The sequence below is a fragment of the Methylomonas sp. BW4-1 genome, from assembly GCF_052474385.1.
Window position 1 is genome coordinate 4,681,194 of record NZ_CP184125.1, and the last position, 18,120, is coordinate 4,699,313.

Annotated in this window: 17 protein-coding genes; 13 read left to right on the forward strand and 4 right to left on the reverse strand. The window is 52.3% G+C overall.

The features are described 5' to 3' along the window. The 3 genes from ACH5Y9_RS21665 to ACH5Y9_RS21675 form a co-directional block, all read right to left on the reverse strand. Positions 1-303, reverse strand: a complete 303-nt coding sequence (locus ACH5Y9_RS21665; RefSeq protein ID WP_445367560.1) for a DUF4389 domain-containing protein — start codon at positions 301-303, stop codon at positions 1-3. 7 nt (positions 304-310) lie between these two features. Further along, positions 311-1,330: a DUF2333 family protein gene (locus tag ACH5Y9_RS21670; protein ID WP_020484171.1), complete on the reverse strand. Its 1,020-nt coding sequence runs from the start codon at positions 1,328-1,330 to the stop codon at positions 311-313. A 108-nt stretch (positions 1,331-1,438) separates the two neighbouring features. Continuing rightward, positions 1,439-1,711: a YcgL domain-containing protein gene (locus tag ACH5Y9_RS21675; RefSeq protein ID WP_101052774.1), complete on the reverse strand. Its 273-nt coding sequence runs from the start codon at positions 1,709-1,711 to the stop codon at positions 1,439-1,441. An 87-nt stretch (positions 1,712-1,798) separates the two neighbouring features. On the opposite strand from ACH5Y9_RS21675, the gene ACH5Y9_RS21680 reads away from it, so the two are divergent. The 8 genes from ACH5Y9_RS21680 to ACH5Y9_RS21715 all read left to right on the forward strand — a co-directional run bounded on the left by ACH5Y9_RS21680 (position 1,799) and on the right by ACH5Y9_RS21715 (position 11,168). Next, complete coding sequence (locus ACH5Y9_RS21680; protein ID WP_171697158.1) at positions 1,799-2,389, forward strand: CPBP family intramembrane glutamic endopeptidase; 591 nt, start codon at positions 1,799-1,801, stop codon at positions 2,387-2,389. Positions 2,390-2,398: 9 nt separating this feature from the next. After that, positions 2,399-2,884, forward strand: a complete 486-nt coding sequence (locus ACH5Y9_RS21685; RefSeq protein ID WP_445367561.1) for a hypothetical protein — start codon at positions 2,399-2,401, stop codon at positions 2,882-2,884. 76 nt (positions 2,885-2,960) lie between these two features. Further along, positions 2,961-4,427 carry an IMP dehydrogenase gene (gene guaB, locus ACH5Y9_RS21690; RefSeq protein ID WP_171697159.1) on the forward strand — a complete coding sequence of 489 codons (1,467 nt, stop codon included), beginning with the start codon at positions 2,961-2,963 and terminating at the stop codon, positions 4,425-4,427. An 82-nt stretch (positions 4,428-4,509) separates the two neighbouring features. Continuing rightward, positions 4,510-5,469, forward strand: coding sequence for a methyltransferase domain-containing protein (locus ACH5Y9_RS21695; protein WP_445367562.1), 960 nt, complete (start codon positions 4,510-4,512; stop codon positions 5,467-5,469). A 71-nt stretch (positions 5,470-5,540) separates the two neighbouring features. After that, the gene (gene guaA / locus ACH5Y9_RS21700; protein ID WP_445367563.1) at positions 5,541-7,127 is read left to right on the forward strand and encodes a glutamine-hydrolyzing GMP synthase; all 1,587 of its coding nucleotides are present in this window, start codon (positions 5,541-5,543) and stop codon (positions 7,125-7,127) included. 1,365 nt (positions 7,128-8,492) lie between these two features. Continuing rightward, on the forward strand, positions 8,493-8,999 hold the full coding sequence (locus tag ACH5Y9_RS21705) for an RNA polymerase sigma factor (protein ID WP_445367564.1): 507 nt from the start codon (positions 8,493-8,495) through the stop codon (positions 8,997-8,999). A gap of 150 nt (positions 9,000-9,149) precedes the next feature. Further along, on the forward strand, positions 9,150-10,094 hold the full coding sequence (locus ACH5Y9_RS21710) for a FecR family protein (RefSeq protein WP_445367565.1): 945 nt from the start codon (positions 9,150-9,152) through the stop codon (positions 10,092-10,094). A 396-nt stretch (positions 10,095-10,490) separates the two neighbouring features. Further along, on the forward strand, positions 10,491-11,168 hold the full coding sequence (locus ACH5Y9_RS21715; RefSeq protein ID WP_445367566.1) for a hypothetical protein: 678 nt from the start codon (positions 10,491-10,493) through the stop codon (positions 11,166-11,168). 68 nt (positions 11,169-11,236) lie between these two features. Here the strand turns inward: ACH5Y9_RS21715 and ACH5Y9_RS21720 are convergent, their stop codons facing one another. Beyond that, positions 11,237-11,737 (reverse strand): septal ring lytic transglycosylase RlpA family protein, encoded by a 501-nt coding sequence (locus ACH5Y9_RS21720; RefSeq protein WP_445367567.1) that lies wholly within the window; start codon positions 11,735-11,737, stop codon positions 11,237-11,239. 275 nt (positions 11,738-12,012) lie between these two features. Between ACH5Y9_RS21720 and ACH5Y9_RS21725 the strand changes: the two genes are divergently transcribed. The 5 genes from ACH5Y9_RS21725 (at position 12,013) to ACH5Y9_RS21745 (ending at position 18,106) form a co-directional block, all read left to right on the forward strand. Beyond that, on the forward strand, positions 12,013-13,314 hold the full coding sequence (locus tag ACH5Y9_RS21725; RefSeq protein WP_445367568.1) for an NAD(P)/FAD-dependent oxidoreductase: 1,302 nt from the start codon (positions 12,013-12,015) through the stop codon (positions 13,312-13,314). 25 nt (positions 13,315-13,339) lie between these two features. Continuing rightward, positions 13,340-13,861 carry a YcxB family protein gene (locus tag ACH5Y9_RS21730; protein ID WP_033156909.1) on the forward strand — a complete coding sequence of 174 codons (522 nt, stop codon included), beginning with the start codon at positions 13,340-13,342 and terminating at the stop codon, positions 13,859-13,861. An 84-nt stretch (positions 13,862-13,945) separates the two neighbouring features. Further along, positions 13,946-14,677, forward strand: a complete 732-nt coding sequence (locus ACH5Y9_RS21735) for a hypothetical protein (RefSeq protein ID WP_445367569.1) — start codon at positions 13,946-13,948, stop codon at positions 14,675-14,677. Positions 14,678-15,634: 957 nt separating this feature from the next. Next, positions 15,635-16,429: a chemotaxis protein CheW gene (locus tag ACH5Y9_RS21740; protein ID WP_445367570.1), complete on the forward strand. Its 795-nt coding sequence runs from the start codon at positions 15,635-15,637 to the stop codon at positions 16,427-16,429. Positions 16,430-16,585: 156 nt separating this feature from the next. Further along, on the forward strand, positions 16,586-18,106 hold the full coding sequence (locus tag ACH5Y9_RS21745; protein ID WP_445367571.1) for a fumarate hydratase: 1,521 nt from the start codon (positions 16,586-16,588) through the stop codon (positions 18,104-18,106). Positions 18,107-18,120 lie beyond the last annotated feature (14 nt).

The window sequence follows — 18,120 nt, forward strand, 5'->3', positions numbered from 1 at the left end:
TTACTGCTTGCCGAGCAATTCCAGTTTGGCGGTTTCATTCCAATCGGAAAACGGGAACGGCAGTTGCTCGGTGTTGAATGTCAAAAACAGCAGAATATGATAATGGTAAGTGGACAGGCTACGGCCGAAGTTAAGGATGTTGGCATTAGCATCGCCGCTAAACAGCACGGAACCGACCTGCAGCAAGATTACCAACCACAACAACAGTTTAACCAAGCTGTCGATGGCCGCGAACACCAGCATGAAAATGATGCGTTTCCACGTCTCGATTTTTTTCAGGTTTTCGTTAATTTGTTCCTGCATGATGGCATTAACCTCTGTTCATCACGTCCCGCAAGTCCAGCGCAGCGGCATTGGCGCGGGCTATATAGTTAGCCATCGCCAGCGAATAGTTGGCGAAGATACCAAAACCGTCGCCGTTCAAGACCACCGGACTCAGGGTTGGCGACAAGGCATTTTCCAGGGCCTGGATCATATTGTCCAAGGTATTCATCGCCCGCTTGTCCAACAAAATGTCGGAAAAGTCATGCTTGATGGCTTTCAGAATATGTAATAACGCCCAGCAGGAGCCGCGCGCTTCGTAGAATACGTTATCGATTTCCATCCAGGGCGTTTGGCCGATGGTCGGCATATTGATGTCGATCGGATTGGATGGATCGCCGTGGGTTGCGCCGGAAAATTTGTCGGTACTGGCCGCCAAGCGGGTCGAGAGACCACCCAGCCGCTTGATGACAACCTCGGTATATTGCCACAGGTTATCCGCTCTGGAGTGAAACTGCGCGGCCTTTGAAGTGGAAGACGGATTTTGCAGGCGAACCATGTAAGCGTGCAGTGCTTCGATACCTTTTACGTATTCGGATTCGGTGGACGGCAAAGCCCAGGAATTGCGTTCGTAGTAAAAATAAGGTTCGGCTTTTGCCAAATCAGGGTCTTCCGCGGATTGCGATTGGTCGCGGGCGAAATGGTTACGTAATGCGGTGGTGCCGTCGCGCAACATGACCAGTGCACCGTATTCGAAGTTTTGAATGTTATCGCAAAACAGACCGGGAGGCGCCACGTCGTTGGACAGGTAACCGCCGGATTTGAACAGAATCACGTCGGCGATATGCGCCAGCGTGTTGGCATACACGTAGCCAATCGGCATTTGATCGGTATGCGTGACATTCATCCGTTCGATCGCTTCGTCCTGAACGCTGAATTGCTCGGGCTCGCGGCTCCACCATTCGCCTAACACCAGCATGACAATCAGAACAACGCCTAACAGCGAACCAAAACCCCAAAGTATGCCCTTAGACTTTGCGTCTTCGTAAGCTAATGGATTATCTGACATGTGGTGCGTATCCTGGTCTGACTAAATAAGTGAGCAAAAACCGTGCTTTCCGATAAAGATTTTTTGTGACCATGTTAGCACGGATATACCAATATGGCGCGCCCGATTTCAGTGCAGTTGCTTGTCCAGCGACGCCGGCATGGCACTGATCAATGTCGGTGGTAATTGCACGAAAAAGCCTTTGCTTTGCAGGCTGGCAATGACTTTTTCCGGATTTTCCCGGGCTAATTTGCGATCCGGGCTCAACTGCAACTCCATCACAAATGTTAAGCGGCCAAGGCTTTTGAACAAGGCTTCCGGCACCGCGGAAAAGTCGTCCTTTTTGTCCAGATATAAATAGAGTTCGTCTTTTTTCAGGCTTTTATAGATGAAACATTGCATGATGATGACCAGTGATCGCTAATGCTGCCAATTCTAATGGTTTTTGTTTAGAATTTTCAGTCCCCCGTTTGCCTAAAGCCCAACATCATGGAAAACCAGTCCGCCGCTTCAAACGCTTTTTTCAGAATTGCCTGTTATTTCGAGGGTTCTTTAGCGGTATTGGCGCTGGCTTTGGGCTGGCTTGCCGACCTCGATCCGTTCGCCAATCTGGCGTTTTCCGAGGCAGCATTAGGGATTGGCTTATTCGCAACCGGGCCGCTACTGGTATTGTTTTTTGCGATGCAACAGCTTAGCTATCCGCCCATCCAAAAGATTCGCGATTTACTGCTGGAAACCTTGGGCGCTAGGCTGGCATATCGGCATTGGACCGATTTGCTGATACTGGCTGCGATTGCCGGCTTTGCCGAAGAAGCGCTGTTTCGCGGGTTTTTACAGCCTTGGCTGGAAAATGGCTGGGGTGCGAGTGTAGGCTTGTGGGTTAGCAATGTGCTGTTTGCCTTGGTGCATGCGGTTACGCCGCTTTACGCGGTTTTAGCGATGTTGATGGGCTTGTATATGGGGGTAATGCTGGATTACGGCGGCGAACGCAATCTGCTGATGCCCATGGTGATTCATGCCGTTTATGACTTTGTGGCGTTTGTTGTTATCCTCCGCGACTACCGCAACCGCGCTCGTTAGGAGTTATCGATGTCCGTTCAAACCCAGCCATCAGTCGAAGATTTGCGTCCGCACTGGCTTATCTGTGCAGGCGCGTTGCTAACGATAGTGGGCTACAACCTGGCTTGCCATTTCTGGGCCAGCGAATTGCAACTAGGCGTTGACGAAGCGCAGCGAGTGCTGATCAGGAGTGTGCTCTACGGCTTAGCGATTTTGTTGTTTCCTGTTACTAAACTGCTGCGGCACATCCTGCTGCGTCTGAATCAAACGATGCCGGGACCGAAAACCGCTAAGCAGCGCTACTTGTCTACGATAATAGTCACGCAGTTTCTGATCGAACTCGTAAGTTTGTTCGGCTTCGCGATGTTCTTTCTCGGCGATGGATTTAACACCTTGTATATTTTCAGTGCGATGGGCGTGCTGGGAGTTTTCCTGCATAAGCCCAATACCAGCGAATATTTAGCGATTGCGGCGGCACTCTCAAGCGAAAACCAGCACGGACCTAAATACCATTGACTATTTCCGATTTTTCGGATTGCAGGTTAAGTTGTACAATGGCTGGCTTATTTACGATTAGCCACCCGGTGTGATTATGCAAATCATTCAAGAAGCTCTCACCTTTGACGATGTTTTATTGGTGCCCGCCCACTCCAGCGTACTGCCGCGCGAAGTCGAACTAAAAACCCAGCTGACTCGCAAGATTAAGCTGAACATCCCGCTGGTGTCCGCGGCAATGGATACGGTAACCGAAGCCCGCCTGGCTATCGCGATTGCTCAGGAAGGCGGCATCGGTATCATCCATAAAAACATGACTGTCGAGCAGCAGGCAGCGGAAGTCAGAAGGGTTAAAAAATACGAAAGCGGCGTGATCAAAGACCCGATTACCGTCTCTCCTAACGTCACCGTTCGCGAGGTAATGGAATTAACCCGCGCTAAAAACATCTCCGGCGTGCCAGTGGTGGATGGCGAAGAATTGGTCGGCATCGTCACCAGCCGTGACTTGCGCTTCGAAACCCGGTTGGACGAATCGATTCGCTCAATCATGACGCCTAAGGACAAGCTGGTTACGGTCCACGAGTCGTTTAAGCATAAAGAAGTCATAGACTTGCTGCACAAGCACCGTATCGAGAAAGTGCTGGTCGTCAACGATGCCTTTCATTTGCGCGGCATGATCACCGTCAAAGACATTCAAAAAGCCAAAGACAACCCGCAAGCCTGCAAGGACGAACAGGAAAGACTGATCGTCGGTGCGGCGGTTGGCACCGGTGCCGATACCGGCGAACGGGTTGGCGCGTTGGTGGAAGCTGGCGTCGATGTCATCATCGTCGATACCGCTCACGGTCATTCGCAAGGCGTGCTGGATAAAGTGCGCTGGGTAAAACAAAACTTCCCGCAAGTCCAGGTGATCGGCGGCAATATTGCCACCGCAGCGGCCGCCTTGGCACTGGTCGAAGCGGGCGCTGATGGCGTCAAAGTCGGCATCGGTCCGGGCTCTATCTGTACCACGCGGATTGTCGCCGGTGTCGGCGTGCCGCAAATCACTGCCGTTAGCAATGTCGCAGATGCGTTAAGAGGAACAGGCGTACCTCTGATTGCCGACGGCGGCATCCGCTATTCCGGCGACGTTGCCAAAGCTTTGGCGGCCGGCGCGCATGCGGTGATGTTGGGCGGTTTGTTTGCCGGCACTGAAGAGGCGCCCGGCGAAGTGGAATTGTTCCAAGGCCGATCCTACAAATCTTATCGCGGCATGGGCTCTTTGGGTGCGATGTCGCAGCAGCAGGGCTCCAGCGACCGCTATTTCCAGGAAGATACTGAGCAAGTCGAAAAATTGGTGCCGGAAGGTATCGAAGGCCGGGTGCCCTATAAAGGCAGCGTGTTGGCGATTGTGCATCAATTGTTGGGTGGCATCCGCTCCAGTATGGGGTACACCGGCAACAGCACGATTGCTGCGATGCATGAGAATGCCCAGTTTGTGCGTGTCACCAGTGCCGGTATGCGCGAAAGCCATGTGCATGACGTGACGATTACCAAGGAAGCGCCGAATTACCATATGAACTAAACCGGCCCTCAGGCTGTTGCTCTCGGGTCTGCGCTTTCGCGTCGACCCGCTTTAATCGAACACAAATCACAGAAATAGCTCAATGTCCGAAACGTCTTCAACTCCATGCAATCTTTGCGGCGGCAACCACGTTGCCGTGTTATCCATGCGCAGCCGCAGCGGCGCAGAGTTACGCAGCGTCATCTGCAAGGACTGCGGACTGGTCTGGAGCGATCCGTTTCCGCACGATCCTCGCCAGTTTTACGAAGAAGATTATCGGCTGGCATACAAAAACACCTATGCCCCCAAAGCCAAACACATCTTGCGTGCCGGCCGAGTTGCGCTGACCAGGCATGAAAAAATCAAGCACTTATTGCATAAACCGCAAACCCTACTGGACGTAGGCACCGGCGGCGGCGAGTTTGCTTATTTAATCAAATCGCTGGGCCACGATTTGCACGGCATCGAACCGAACAAGGGTTACGGCCAATATTCCGCCGCGCAATACGATCTGAATTTGCAATTTGGCTTTATTCAAGATGCACAGTTCGAAGAAAGCAGTTTTGATGTGATCACCATTTGGCACGTATTGGAGCACACCGAAGATCCTTTCTTTGTTTTAGGTAAGTTGCGCAGCCTGTTGAAAGCCGACGGCGTGTTAGTAGTGGAAGTACCGAATATCGAGGCCACCTGTCAATCACCCAGCAGCACTTTTCATGAGGCGCATCTGTACAATTTCAATTTGGCAACACTGCGGCGCATGGGTGAAAAAGCCGGTTTAATTGAGGAAAGACATGTGTTTTCCGAAGACGGCGGTAACGTCACGCTATTCTTCAAAAAGGCCGAGTCGGTCGCCGATCAAGTCGCCAGCTGGGGAATTCCCGACAATGCCGAACGCATTTCTACGATTGTACGCGGCCATACCAATTTAAGACATTACATGCGCGCGGCGCCCTATTTACGGTTTATCAAACGCATGAGTCGTTCGCTGTTCGAAAATCGGGACGTCAAAGGTTTCGATAACAATAAAAGCCTGCTCGATCAGTTGTATCGAGGCTTGTAGTACGCTCGTCACTTAGATTTTCCGGTGGGCTCGTAGTCGGCTCACCCTACATTTTTGAAAGGTTTCCCGTCATGTCATCCCACGCGACCAACATCCATTCCGACAAGATCCTGATTCTCGACTTCGGTTCGCAATACACCCAACTGATCGCCCGCCGCATCCGCGAAATTGGTGTGTATTGCGAAATCTACTCCTGCGATTGCAGCGCCGATGAAGTCAAAAACTTCGCACCCAAAGGTATCATCCTCTCCGGCGGCCCGGAAACCGTGACCAGCAGCGACACCCCGCGCGCGCCGCAAATTGTTTTTGAGTTGGGCGTGCCGGTCTTGGGTATTTGCTACGGCATGCAAACCATGGCCGAGCAGCTGGGCGGCAGAGTGGAATCGTCCGATCACCGCGAATTCGGCTACGCGCAGATTCGTGCCCGCGGCCATTCCAAATTGTTGTTGAATATCGAAGATCACGCTTCACCGGAAGGTTTCGGCTTATTGGACGTCTGGATGAGCCACGGCGACCGCGTCGTCGAATTGCCAACCGGTTTTAAATTGATCGCCAGCTCAGACGGCGCGCCAATTGCCGGCATTGCCAACGAGGACAAACAGTTCTATGCCTTGCAATTCCACCCGGAAGTCACCCACACCAAACAGGGCGGACGGATTCTAAGCCGGTTTGTGTTGGAAATCTGCGGCTGCCAGGCGTTGTGGAATGCCAGCAATATCATTGAAGACAGCATATCCGCAGTCCGCGAAAAAGTCGGAGGCGATCAAGTTATTTTGGGCCTATCGGGCGGTGTCGATTCTTCGGTAGTCGCCGCCTTGCTGCATCGCGCTATCGGCGAGCAACTAACCTGCGTGTTCGTCGACACCGGCTTGCTACGCTTGCACGAAGGCGATCAGGTGATGGCGATGTTCGCCCAACATATGGGTATCAAAGTAATTCGCGTCGATGCCGAAGCCCGTTACATGGCGGCACTAGCCGGCGTTAGCGACCCCGAACAAAAACGCAAAATCATCGGTGGCCTGTTCGTGGAAATCTTCGACGAAGAAGCCGGCAAACTCACCGACGCCAAATGGCTGGCGCAAGGCACCATTTACCCGGACGTCATCGAATCGGCTGGCGCCAAAAGCGGCAAGGCGCATTTGATTAAATCGCATCATAATGTCGGCGGCCTACCGGAAAACATGAAGTTGAAACTGGTCGAGCCCTTGCGCGAATTGTTCAAGGACGAAGTACGCAAACTGGGCTTGGAGCTGGGCTTGCCTGCCGACATGATCCACCGCCATCCCTTCCCCGGCCCCGGCCTGGGCGTACGCATCCTCGGCGAAGTCAAAAAGCAATATGCAGATTTATTGCGCCAGGCCGATGCAATTTTCATCGAAGAACTGTATCGCCACGACCTATACCACAAAGTCAGCCAAGCCTTCGCGGTGTTCCTGCCGGTGAAATCGGTGGGCGTTATGGGCGACGGCCGCAAATACGACTATGTGATCGCGATCCGCGCTGTCGAAACCATAGATTTCATGACCGCGCGCTGGGCGCATCTGCCTTACGATTTCCTGGATTTAATCTCACGCCGCATCATCAACGAAGTGCCTGGCATTTCCCGCGTGACATATGACATTTCCGGCAAGCCGCCCGCGACGATAGAGTGGGAGTAATAGCTTCAAATTAAAATGGAACTTTGAAAATGACTTCAGGTCAGTGCAAGTGCGGGGTGTGAAAATTTGCTCCGCGCAATAGCTTATTCATTGTTTCTCCCAAGCCGGTAGTCAATTGTTTTGACTACCGGTTTTTTTTGCGATGAATGAGCAGTCTTGGTCGCCATGCCGAATTAAAGTTAATAAAACGCGGCTTAACCTACGCCGGTTCTTACAGGCAAACGTCCGTCATTCGCCTAACACCCCATCATTGGCGCCCCCCGGTCTTAGCAGGTATAGGCTGGGTCATGTCGATGTCGGCAGCTTCTTTTCTTGAATATTGAATGTTTCGTAACTGGGCTGTTTATGCTGCACGTTGCGAAAAAACTTAAGTTGAAGGTATGTCCAAATCATTTCCTTTGCGGCCGGTAACGGTCCGCCAAATCAACCAGTCATTCTCGATTTGTTGGCGATTTTGACGTTGGTCAAAGCCATCGAATAACAGCCTGTGTCCGATACGGCAATTGTTGGGTATTTAATGACAATAAGATGAATGCTCCCAGGCACATTTAGAATGGTTTTCAGGTGGAAAACGGTTAGATTATTTAGGCAAAAATGCAAGGGATTAATTTTAATTATGCACAAAAAACTACTTGACACTGTCGGCGGCCAAAGACTGCCTGGTCCTGGGCTCTAATGTTCGTATATTGCATGTAAGTTATTGATTTTAAATTGTATAAACTGTTGTCTAAAATTGAGTCAATTTAAGCAAAGGCCCCAAAAATTAGGCATTTAGAGCGCGAAAAAACTTTTTATCCCCAAGGTTATCCACAGCTTTTGTGGATAACACCATAACTTAGTTGCCTGTCAGTCAGTTAGCGCTAAAAGCTATATTCCCGTGCAGGTTTTTGTCTTATTTCCGACACGGTTGCAACTTGGCCTGCCTGGGATTTTGCAAAGGAATGTCAGCGGATGGTTACATTGGCGGAGGCTTTTGATTACAGTATTTTAAATGTGGAGTTCGTTGCGGTGCTGATTCTAGTGTTATGACAGGGCTCTTAAAAACCGTTCGCCTTATGCTCTTGAGCGAACTCAGTCTGTCGATGGACGCACCCACCTGGGCTCAGACGAGCTCAGCCCGGACGGATTACCCGAGATAAAATACTGCCGGGTTAATAAGCTATCGGCTCCAACTGCGCTGAATAGAAATTAACTATGTTAAATAACTTTTCCAATTAGGTCATATCCCGCATTATTTGTAGCGTGTTGCTCCGGTAATCCCGGGCAATTTGCCGCCAAATGCCCTAAATACCGCTATTTTAGTGCTCTGGCATGAATCTTGGTTGTTCGCCCAATTAACGACACCAAAATCCGCATATCCTAACCATGAGCAATGCTCTTCATATCTCCCGCCTGATCGAAACTTACGACGAGGAATTGCGCCGGGTGATGTTTAGACGCTGCGGCTGCCTGGATACCGCCGCCGACATCGTGCAGGAGACCTACCAGCGCATGTTTACCGGCAATTTGTGGCAGCAGGCCGACAACCCGCGCGCCTTGCTGCATCGCATCGCCGCCAATCTGGCCACCGATTACGAACGCCGCCGCAATACTCGCAATCAACATGTAGAGCATGACGATACCGGCGACGCGGCCTTGCAGGTTAGCGATGGTATCGATCCGGAGCAAATCAGTCTGGCGCGCGAGCGCCTGGACCGCTTGGTCGCGGCGATAGATAGACTCCCCGCCAAATGCCGGACGGTTTTCGTACTGCGCAAGTTCGAGGAACTGAGCCACGCCGAAATCGCCCAGCGCCTAGGCATATCCCGCAATATGGTGGAAAAGCATCTACGCAATGCCTTGGCCGCCTTGCAAGAACACGACGATTTTTAGCTGATTCGCTCCTGTTTTCACAGGGTTATGCGTCCTATAATGGCGAGCCACCAACCCTGAATTGCGTCCGATGAAAAACTTCAGCCCTTATCGCTCACCGCTACGCAGCAGGATGCATTGCCGCCTGTCGGCTGTAAATGGACATAGGCAATGAAAATCTCTGCCGAGATTAAAGCCGCTGCCCGCGACTGGTGGGTCAGGCTGGATAGCGGCAAACTTAGCCCTAATGAGCACGCCGAATTTACCCGCTGGTTGGCTGCCAATCCCTTGCATCGTCAGGCTTACGAGCAATTACGCGAGTTATGGGGAGCCCTGGACGCTATCGCGCCGAGAATAGCGATTCCGGCCGCCAGCAAACCCAAGCAGCTTGCTTGGCGATGGCAGTGGGCGCTGCCTGCCTTAGCCGGCGGCTGCCTAGCCTTGTGGTTGTTCAATCCGCTATGGCTTATATTGCGCGCCGATTTTCATACCGGCTTTGGCGAGAGGCGCGACGTGCATCTTAGCGACGGCTCGACGGTGCATCTGAACAGCAACAGCGCATTGGAAGTACATATCGACGGCGCACAGCGGCAATTGACCCTGCTACAAGGCGAAGCCTGGTTTGAAGTCAGCCCCGACAAAGCCAGGCCGTTTCGGGTAAATACTGAGCACGGCAGTGTCACCGCGCTGGGTACGGCATTTAACGTGCGGCTGCGTGACAGTAAAACCGAAGTCAGTGTCACGGAACACAGCGTGGCGGTGGACTTGCAACAAGCCGACGGCAAAACGCTGCACACCGTGGTTGCCGAAGGTCAGCAAATAGCCTATAGCGCCGAATCGGGACTGAGCAATGTGCAACACATCGATAGCCAGGCCGTTACCGCCTGGCAGCGTGGCAAGCTGGTGTTCGAGAACCGGCCCTTGGGCGAAGTGCTTGCCGAGCTGAATCGCTATCATCGCGGCTTTTTGCTGATCAACGATCCTGAACTGGCCCAACGCCGCGTCAATGGCGTGTTTCGTACCGACCAAGCCCTATCGGTGCTAGCGGCTTTGGAAACCTCTCTGCAACTGCACTCAACGCGGTTTGGTGATTATTTGATCGTGCTGCACCGCTAAACGAGTTTACGGCATCGGTGGCGTTTATTGACCGGGCAAAGGCATTGAGGCGAATGCTATTTAAGGGCCGGGTTAATAATGCTCCCGGCAAATTCCCGTTTTGATCTACTCGATAGTTGTTGTCAGCGCATTGCTGAAATTATCCCTCTACCAATTATCCGAAAAATAAATTTCAAACGCATTGAACTTGGCAACTACTTGGCGGAATTAACCTCGGAATGCAATTTGCTTTGAGCAAGTCCCCTATGTTGCCTCAAGGCAGAGCCGCATTCACCCTCGGCAGTTGGTCAATGCCGACGCAGCAGCATCGTTCCCATGGAACAAAAATCGCAGCCAACCTGAGGCTTGCCGCTGGTTAGCTGTACCTTAATGATCTTATCGACAGAGGATAGAGGTATGAGATTAAACATTGCTAAAACAGTAATTGCCGCCGTTTTGTTAATCGGTGCAGCGCCAGCGAATGCCAGTGCCGTGCATGATGCCGCCGGCGATTATCTGGCAACTTATTTCGGCAGTAAGACCGGCGATCTGGATGTGATCAGTGCCTCGGTTACTTACAATCCGGCCAGCGATCTTTTTCATTTCGAAAGTACCTTTGCCGGTAACCTCGGCGGCTCGCCGTCCGGTTTCTACATTTGGGGCTTCGACCGGGGCGCCGGCAGCGGGCGGTTTACCGCAAACGGCTTGCCGCAAGTACTGTTCGATTCGGTCGTGCGTTTCAACATGGACGGCAGCGGCGTGGTAAGCCTGTTGACACCGACTTCTTCCACTACCGCCTTCGCCGCGGGGACCGCCAAAATTAAAGACAACCAGTTGATTGCCGACATTGCCGCGAGCTTGCTGCCCTCGAATGGTCTTGCCAAATCGAGCTACACCTGGAATCTCTGGCCGCGCGACGGGGTTCTGCCTGCGGGTTTTGGACAAATCTCCGATTTCGCTCCCGATACCATCAACGCCCCCGTGCAAGTCGTACCGCTCCCCGGGGCGTTTTGGCTGTTTGGTTCGGTGTTTGCTATGTTCAAGTTAGCCGGCAACAGCAAGCAGCGTTTTGCGGTAACAGTAAAATCCATTTGATAGCAGCACATTGAAAGCTGGCAAACCCGTTCCTGTTGTTTTATAGAGGCTTGAGCGGGTTTGCGACTTCATTCCTCGCCGGACGGCGCTGCCAGATAACTTACCTCTACCTCCGTCAAGCCGCTGATGCCGATTTGCTTGGCCGCGCCTTGCGATAAATCGATCAACCGATTCGGGCTGAACGGACCTCTATCATTAATCAGCACATCCACATAACGGCCATTGCGTAAATTGGTAACCCGTACTTTTGACGGAATCGGCAAAGTTTTATGCGCCGCCGAAAAGCCTTGCGGATCAAAACGGCTGCCGTCGGCGGTACGATTGCCCGATTCCGCGCCGTACCAGGAAGCCAAGCCGATTTCCCGGTAACCATTTCCCGATGCCAAAGGGTAATACGTGATGCCTTTAACGGTGTAAGGCTTGTTATAAGCGGCGTTGCTTTGATACGCCGGCAACCGGGCCGGCATGGAAGGCTGCGGTGGCTCGGATGCGCAACCCGCCAGCAGGCTGAGTAAAATCAATAAAAAACCTGGATGGGCAAGCGCCTGGATTAGTTGGTTTCGCGACATTCGATTAACTCCACAGGGCGTAATTTATTGGGCGCGCATGCGCTGGCAATAATCTAAGCATAATTTAAAGCTCCCGTTAAAATCCGTTTGCTTTATCAGCGCCTTTCCAGTCTTCCGAGTAGTCGACCGTTGCCGGCGCGAGTTCATCCCGTCAAAATCGGTCAGCTCTGACCGGTTTGGTTATAATGCCGGCATCAGGAAATAGACAACTAGGGCCGGGATAGCGATTTCTTTGTTTGCCGACGCGGCAAACGCCACTTGAGGGGGAAAGATACATGGCGGGTGAATTACATAAAATCTTGATTGTTGGCGGCGGCGCGGCGGGATTGGAGTTGGCCACCGAATTGGGGCAAAAACTCGGCAAAGCCGGCAAGGCGCAAATCACTTTGCTGGATGCCGCGTCCACCCATATTTGGAAGCCTTTGCTGCACGAAGTGGCGTCCGGCACCTTAGCAGAAGCCGAGGAAATCGAATACTTGGCCCAAGCACACAGCAATCACTTCCGCTTCTTGTTCGGCAGAATGGAAGGTTTGGATCGGGCCAACAAGGAAATTATCGTCAGCGCGATTACCAACAAGAAAGGCGAAGAGATCATTCCGCAACGCCGCTTCAAGTACGACACGCTGGTGATGGCGGTCGGCAGTGTCAGCAATACCTTTGGTATCAAGGGCGTGGATAAATATTGCCGCTTTATCGATACCACCAAGGAAGCCTTCCGCTTTCAAAAACAGCTGGTGGAAACCTATTACATCCAGTCCTACGCCAACCAGAGCCATCAGCGTGACAAGCCGCTGTCTATCGTCATCATCGGCGCCGGCGCCACCGGCGTGGAATTGTCCGCCGAGTTGCACGAAGTCACCAAATTGCTGGCCACCTACGGCTTGGAAGGTTCGATAGACGTCAACATTACCATCATTGAAGCCGCGACTAAATTGTTGCCAGCCCTGCCGCCACGGCTGTCGCAAGCCACCCAGGAGCAATTGATCAAACTCGGCATTCAGTTAAAACTGGGCCGCAAGGTCACGGAAGTGACCGAAACCGAAGTACTCACTTACGATGGCGAAGTGTTCGATGCGGACTTAAAAGTCTGGGCCGCCGGTATCAAAGCGCCGGACTGGATGAAAGACCTGGATGGTTTGGAGTCCAATCACATCAACCAATTAGTGGTCGATCAAACTTTGCAAACCAGCGACCCCGACATTTTTGCTATCGGCGATTGCGCCGCTTGCGAATGGGTCGGCCACGGCAGCAATGTGCCACCGCGCGCTCAGTCCGCCCACCAAATGGCCTCTACCGTGGCCAAAACCATCATCAACCGCTTGAAAGGCAAACCGGCGGCGAAATTTGTTTATCGCGATTACGGTTCGCTGGTGTCGCTGGGTAAATTCAGCACGGTCGGCAGCTTGATGGGTAGCTTGATGGGCACGGTCAGCGTCGGCGGCTTGATTGCCTATGGCGTGTATTTGTCCTTGTACAAAATGCACCAAGTGGCCATCCACGGCTACTTCCGCACTGCGATGTTGACCTTATCCAATCTGTTCCGGCGCAGTACCCACGCCAAAATGAAAATGCACTAACCCACAACTCCATTGAGCGATACACATGTTAGAAATCGAATACGAATTCCGCGAAGAAGACCTGGTCCACTTTAATGAGGAAAGGCTGAAAAAAGACCCGGAAATGCAGAAAAAAATCCGCCAAAACCGTATCTTCGCGCCCGGCGTGATGATGGCTATCGCCTTGTTTTATTACGTGTATTACGTGGACATGACCACCACCGCCTACATCACGATCCTGGCGCTGGCTTGGGCGATTGCGTCGCCGTTCATCATGAAAATGGACATGCGCCGCCAGTTTTTCAACAAATACACCGAGGCGGAAAAAAAGGCCTTATTCGGCATTCATTGGCTGAGCATCGAGCCGGAGTTTTTACAAGAACGCGCCCCCGGTGGCAAAAGCAAAACCCCCTGGAAAGACATGTTGCGGGTGGAGAAGCATAAAGATTACGTTTACATCTATGTGGATATCGATGCGGCGATTGTGATTCCGCGCGCCACGGTTAAAAAAGGCGATTTGAAGGCGTTTGCCAAGCAGGCTGAGGGGATGATTGAGAGGGCAGGTTGATGATGCTTTTTCGTATATCTGGTGAATGTGGAAGATATACGGAAACCACATAACTACTTGTTGGAGCTCTAGGGGAAAAAGTCGGTGAACGCGAAAGAGAAGGTGGAGACTGGCCTTGCCGAGCTCGTCGAGGAAGGTGGCAAACTGCTCACCAAATTCGAAGATAAGAAAAAGCCTGAAGTGAGGCTCGACTATCAGGTTTGGTATTCGAAGGCACTGCGAGCCATGCAGCTTCTAGCAGCTGATCGCTACGAAGAGTTTCGTCGGTACTACGAGCCTGACCCTAAGCGAAAGAGCCTTGGTTATGGCACTTACGTAATTCATGATTACATCAAGGGGGTTGCTCCTGGCGCTTATCAGCTCCGAGACTTCGACACTCGCGGTCAAGCCGCAATGGGTGTCTATAATCAGCTTTTGCTCCTTACTTCCGTAGTCGCGCGTTCAAAGTCGGTTCTTGCAGACATTCAGGGGACTTTGTTGGCAGAACTACAAGACGAAGAAATTGATACAGCGGAAGCTCTTCTGAGGGTAAACGCTCGTGCTGCAGGTGCCTTGGCCGGAGTCATTTTGGAATCTCACCTTCAGAAAATAGCTGAGCATCGAGGGGTGAAAATCGCCAAGAAGTCTCCAACAATCGCAGATCTAAACGAGCCGTTGAAGACGGCCGGCGTTTACGACATTACGGTCTGGCGCAAACTCTCGTATTTTGCAGATATCCGCAACCTGTGCTCACATAAGAAGACGGAGGCACCGACGAACGAGCAAGTTCGGGAACTAATAGATGGCGTTCGGTGGGCTATCAAGAATGTTGCCTAGCAGCCCGTTCTATCGTTCCCACGCGGTCAATAGGCTTTCATTTTTGGTGTCGCTAACGCGACGGCTGGTTTAGAAGTCGGGTCTCGGCCCGACAGCCGAGATACTTTCTTTTGCATCGCCAAAAGAAAGTATCCAAAGAAAAGGCGACCCGGATGCTGCTTATTCCCTGCGCTCCTCGCTTTTGACCGGGGTTGCCGAAAGGGGCTTCCTGCCCCTTCGGCAACGCGCCGCATCCCTGCGGCGCCCCTAGCGGGCTGTTCCGTTCAAAAGCTCCGGTGCTCGGCGCAGCATACGGGAACAAAACCATCCCGATTTCACAGCACCTCTGTAGGTAAGATTCATCTCGTTCCCACGCGCCGCGTGGTAATGCAAACCAACCGCGCTGCGGTGAGCTAAAACCAATCCCGATTCCATCCTACCCGGCATAAATCCAGGCACTTTAATAACGCCAATGCTCCGGTAAATCAACATAACCGCATTTAACCGGATTCAGGTGGATATAATCCAAGGCCAAGGCGCAATTAGTAGGGCGTCAATAGGCGTAGCCGTGTTGCGCCGTCTGTTGGCCTTAAATCATTCGGCGCATTACATGCTAATGTTGGAGTTATTGCCTTGCAGCAGCCATGCTTTATCCTGCATGCGTAGCGGTCTGAACATCGCTCTCCACTACGCAATGATCCCCACAAAATATTAGAGCGTGCTAATCTATACATGCTTTGGATGTTAGAGCATGGCGAATTAGGTTAGACTCTGGCTGCATTTGCTTATGCTGACGGTTAAGCCACGACAAAAGACGCATCCGCTATCTAGGCCAAGGCTATGGGCCGCCCCGTCTCACTGACAGGGTGACTCAGTATCTATAAAGGCCTTCGCCGCAACGTCGTTCGAAAGCAGAGGACCTGCAAATTATTGGGAAATTAACGAAGCCCACCGGTTCATCGGGTGGGAGGAGCAAGCATGGAACTGTTACTGTTTCTAATTGGCGAAAAATATTTTTGCCTACCGCTATCCAGCGTCAAAAGGATTGTGCCCATTTCCCCGGTTTATCCCTACAGCGGGCAGAACTCCGATCCCTTCTACGGTATCGATGGCGAGGTTTTTCCTTATGTGTCGCTTTGGGATTTATTGGATATCAAGTCGAAATACTTTGAATATGAGGAATTAAAGTCCTTTTTGGAAATTCGCAGAAAAGATCACCTGGAATGGATTGCCGAACTGGAATATTCGGTCCGCAACCACGGCACCTTCAGCAAGGCCAGAAACCCCAGGGAATGCGCGTTCGGTAAGTGGTATTACGCTTACACACCCCGACACAAAAGACTGCATTTGCTGTTGTCTTGTTTCGAAAGGCCGCACGCCGCCATACATGAACTAGCGGATAAATTGCTGAATATGGCGGAAACCGGCCGTGTCGATGAAGCTTTGTCGGCTTTGAATCAGGCTAAACACTCCACGTTAATGGAGCTTTTGAATATTTTCGACTCAACGATTGAATTGGTTGTCGACCTGCAAAGACGCCTAGTCCTGCTTGCCAAACATGATGCCAATTACCTGGCTATCGGCATTGATGAGGTGTCTGACATTGTTAAAGTGAAGGCGTCGATGCGTCGTGACAACCCTATTACAAGGTCCGAGCATTTTTCTGAGTTCGTCTCCTTTGAAAATGGCCAGGCTGTGCCGATTATTAATCTTGCATCCTTAGCCAACAATGCGCCGGGGTTGACGGGTAAATCAGATAATCCGGTAATTTAGCGCCCGCAGTGCGGGGTGGATGATGAAATCATCCTGACTTCCAAGTTGTCGTTTTATATTTTAATACCGATGGCTTGGGCTATCAGTTTTTGATTCAGGGCGGTAGCGGTTCGTGATAAATTTCCATACATTCTCCTTCGTAGCCCGATGACCACCATGACCACCATTCGCCAAGCCGATTTCATCCAAAGCATCGCCGATGCCTTGCAGTTCATTTCCTATTACCACCCCAAGGATTTCATCAATGCCTTGTATGTAGCTTACCAAAAGGAGGAAAGCCCGGCGGCGAAAGATGCAATGGCGCAAATTCTCATCAATTCGCGGATGTGCGCCGAGGGCCGGCGGCCGATTTGCCAGGATACCGGAATTGTCACCGTGTTTTTAAAAATCGGCATGGACGTGCGCTGGGACGCGAAATTGAGCGTGACCGAGATGGTCAACGAAGGTGTGCGGTGGGCTTATCTGCATCCGGACAACGTCTTGCGCGCCTCGATTCTGTCCGATCCGGCCGGCAAGCGCATCAATACCAAGGACAATACGCCGGCGGTGGTGCATATGGAATTGGTGCCGGGTGACAAGGTGGACGTGGAAGTGGCCGCGAAAGGCGGCGGCTCCGAGGCTAAATCCAAATTCGTGATGTTGAACCCGGCCGACAACATCGTCGATTGGGTGATGAAAACCGTGCCGACCATGGGCGCGGGTTGGTGTCCGCCCGGCATTTTGGGCATCGGCATCGGCGGCACCGCCGAGAAAGCCATGATTTTGGCTAAGCAGGCGTGCATGGGCTCGATCGACATTCAGGAGCTGATCGCCCGCGGCCCATCGAATGCTATTGAAGAGTTGCGTCTGGAGCTGTATGACAAAGTCAACGCACTAGGCATCGGCGCGCAAGGTTTGGGCGGCCTGACCACGGTGTTGGACGTGAAAATCCTGGATTACCCGACTCACGCCGCCAATAAACCGGTGGCGATGATTCCCAACTGCGCTGCCACCCGCCATGCCCATTTCGTGTTAGACGGTTCCGGTCCAGCGCTGCTGACGCCGCCCAAACTAAGCGACTGGCCGGCAATCACCCAATCGGCCAGCAGCGCTCGCCGAGTCAACATCGATGGTCTGAGCAAGCAAGACGTTGCCGACTGGAAGCCCGGCGAAACCTTGCTGCTGAGCGGCACCTTGTTAACCGGCCGCGACGCCGCCCACAAGCGCATCGTCGATCTGTTGAACAAAGGCGAGTCCTTACCGGAAGGTGTCGATTTAAAAGATAAATTCATTTACTACGTCGGCCCGGTCGATGCGGTGCGCGATGAAGTGGTCGGCCCGGCCGGCCCCACTACCGCCACTCGGATGGACAGTTTCACCGACACGGTACTGGAAAAAACCGGCTTGCTAGGCATGATAGGCAAATCCGAACGCGGCCCAAAAGCGATTGAGGCCATCGCCAAGCATAAATCAGTGTATTTAATCGCGGTCGGCGGCGCGGCTTATTTGGTATCCAAGGCCATCAAACAGGCACGGGTCGTGGCTTTTCCCGAGCTGGGAATGGAAGCGATTCACGAGTTTGTCGTCGAAGATATGCCGGTGACGGTGGCGGTGGATAGTCGCGGCGAGTCGATTCACAACACCGCGCCGAAAGAGTGGCAATCAAAAATTGGGAAGATTCCGGTGGTGCTGGCTTAGGCTTTAGTGCGAGA

Bases quoted from the DNA above. Each gene is read 5' to 3' on its own strand.
- ACH5Y9_RS21715 (WP_445367566.1), top strand. From the start codon at position 10,491: ATGAGATTAAACATTGCTAAAACAGTAATTGCCGCCGTTTTGTTAATC.
- guaA (WP_445367563.1), top strand. From the start codon at position 5,541: ATGTCATCCCACGCGACCAACATCCATTCCGACAAGATCCTGATTCTC.
- ACH5Y9_RS21705 (WP_445367564.1), top strand. From the start codon at position 8,493: ATGAGCAATGCTCTTCATATCTCCCGCCTGATCGAAACTTACGACGAG.
- ACH5Y9_RS21665 (WP_445367560.1), bottom strand. From the start codon at position 303: ATGCAGGAACAAATTAACGAAAACCTGAAAAAAATCGAGACGTGGAAA.
- ACH5Y9_RS21670 (WP_020484171.1), bottom strand. From the start codon at position 1,330: ATGTCAGATAATCCATTAGCTTACGAAGACGCAAAGTCTAAGGGCATA.
- ACH5Y9_RS21710 (WP_445367565.1), top strand. From the start codon at position 9,150: ATGAAAATCTCTGCCGAGATTAAAGCCGCTGCCCGCGACTGGTGGGTC.
- ACH5Y9_RS21680 (WP_171697158.1), top strand. From the start codon at position 1,799: ATGGAAAACCAGTCCGCCGCTTCAAACGCTTTTTTCAGAATTGCCTGT.
- guaB (WP_171697159.1), top strand. From the start codon at position 2,961: ATGCAAATCATTCAAGAAGCTCTCACCTTTGACGATGTTTTATTGGTG.
- ACH5Y9_RS21740 (WP_445367570.1), top strand. From the start codon at position 15,635: ATGGAACTGTTACTGTTTCTAATTGGCGAAAAATATTTTTGCCTACCG.
- ACH5Y9_RS21720 (WP_445367567.1), bottom strand. From the start codon at position 11,737: ATGTCGCGAAACCAACTAATCCAGGCGCTTGCCCATCCAGGTTTTTTA.
- ACH5Y9_RS21745 (WP_445367571.1), top strand. From the start codon at position 16,586: ATGACCACCATTCGCCAAGCCGATTTCATCCAAAGCATCGCCGATGCC.
- ACH5Y9_RS21730 (WP_033156909.1), top strand. From the start codon at position 13,340: ATGTTAGAAATCGAATACGAATTCCGCGAAGAAGACCTGGTCCACTTT.
- ACH5Y9_RS21675 (WP_101052774.1), bottom strand. From the start codon at position 1,711: ATGCAATGTTTCATCTATAAAAGCCTGAAAAAAGACGAACTCTATTTA.
- ACH5Y9_RS21685 (WP_445367561.1), top strand. From the start codon at position 2,399: ATGTCCGTTCAAACCCAGCCATCAGTCGAAGATTTGCGTCCGCACTGG.
- ACH5Y9_RS21695 (WP_445367562.1), top strand. From the start codon at position 4,510: ATGTCCGAAACGTCTTCAACTCCATGCAATCTTTGCGGCGGCAACCAC.
- ACH5Y9_RS21725 (WP_445367568.1), top strand. From the start codon at position 12,013: ATGGCGGGTGAATTACATAAAATCTTGATTGTTGGCGGCGGCGCGGCG.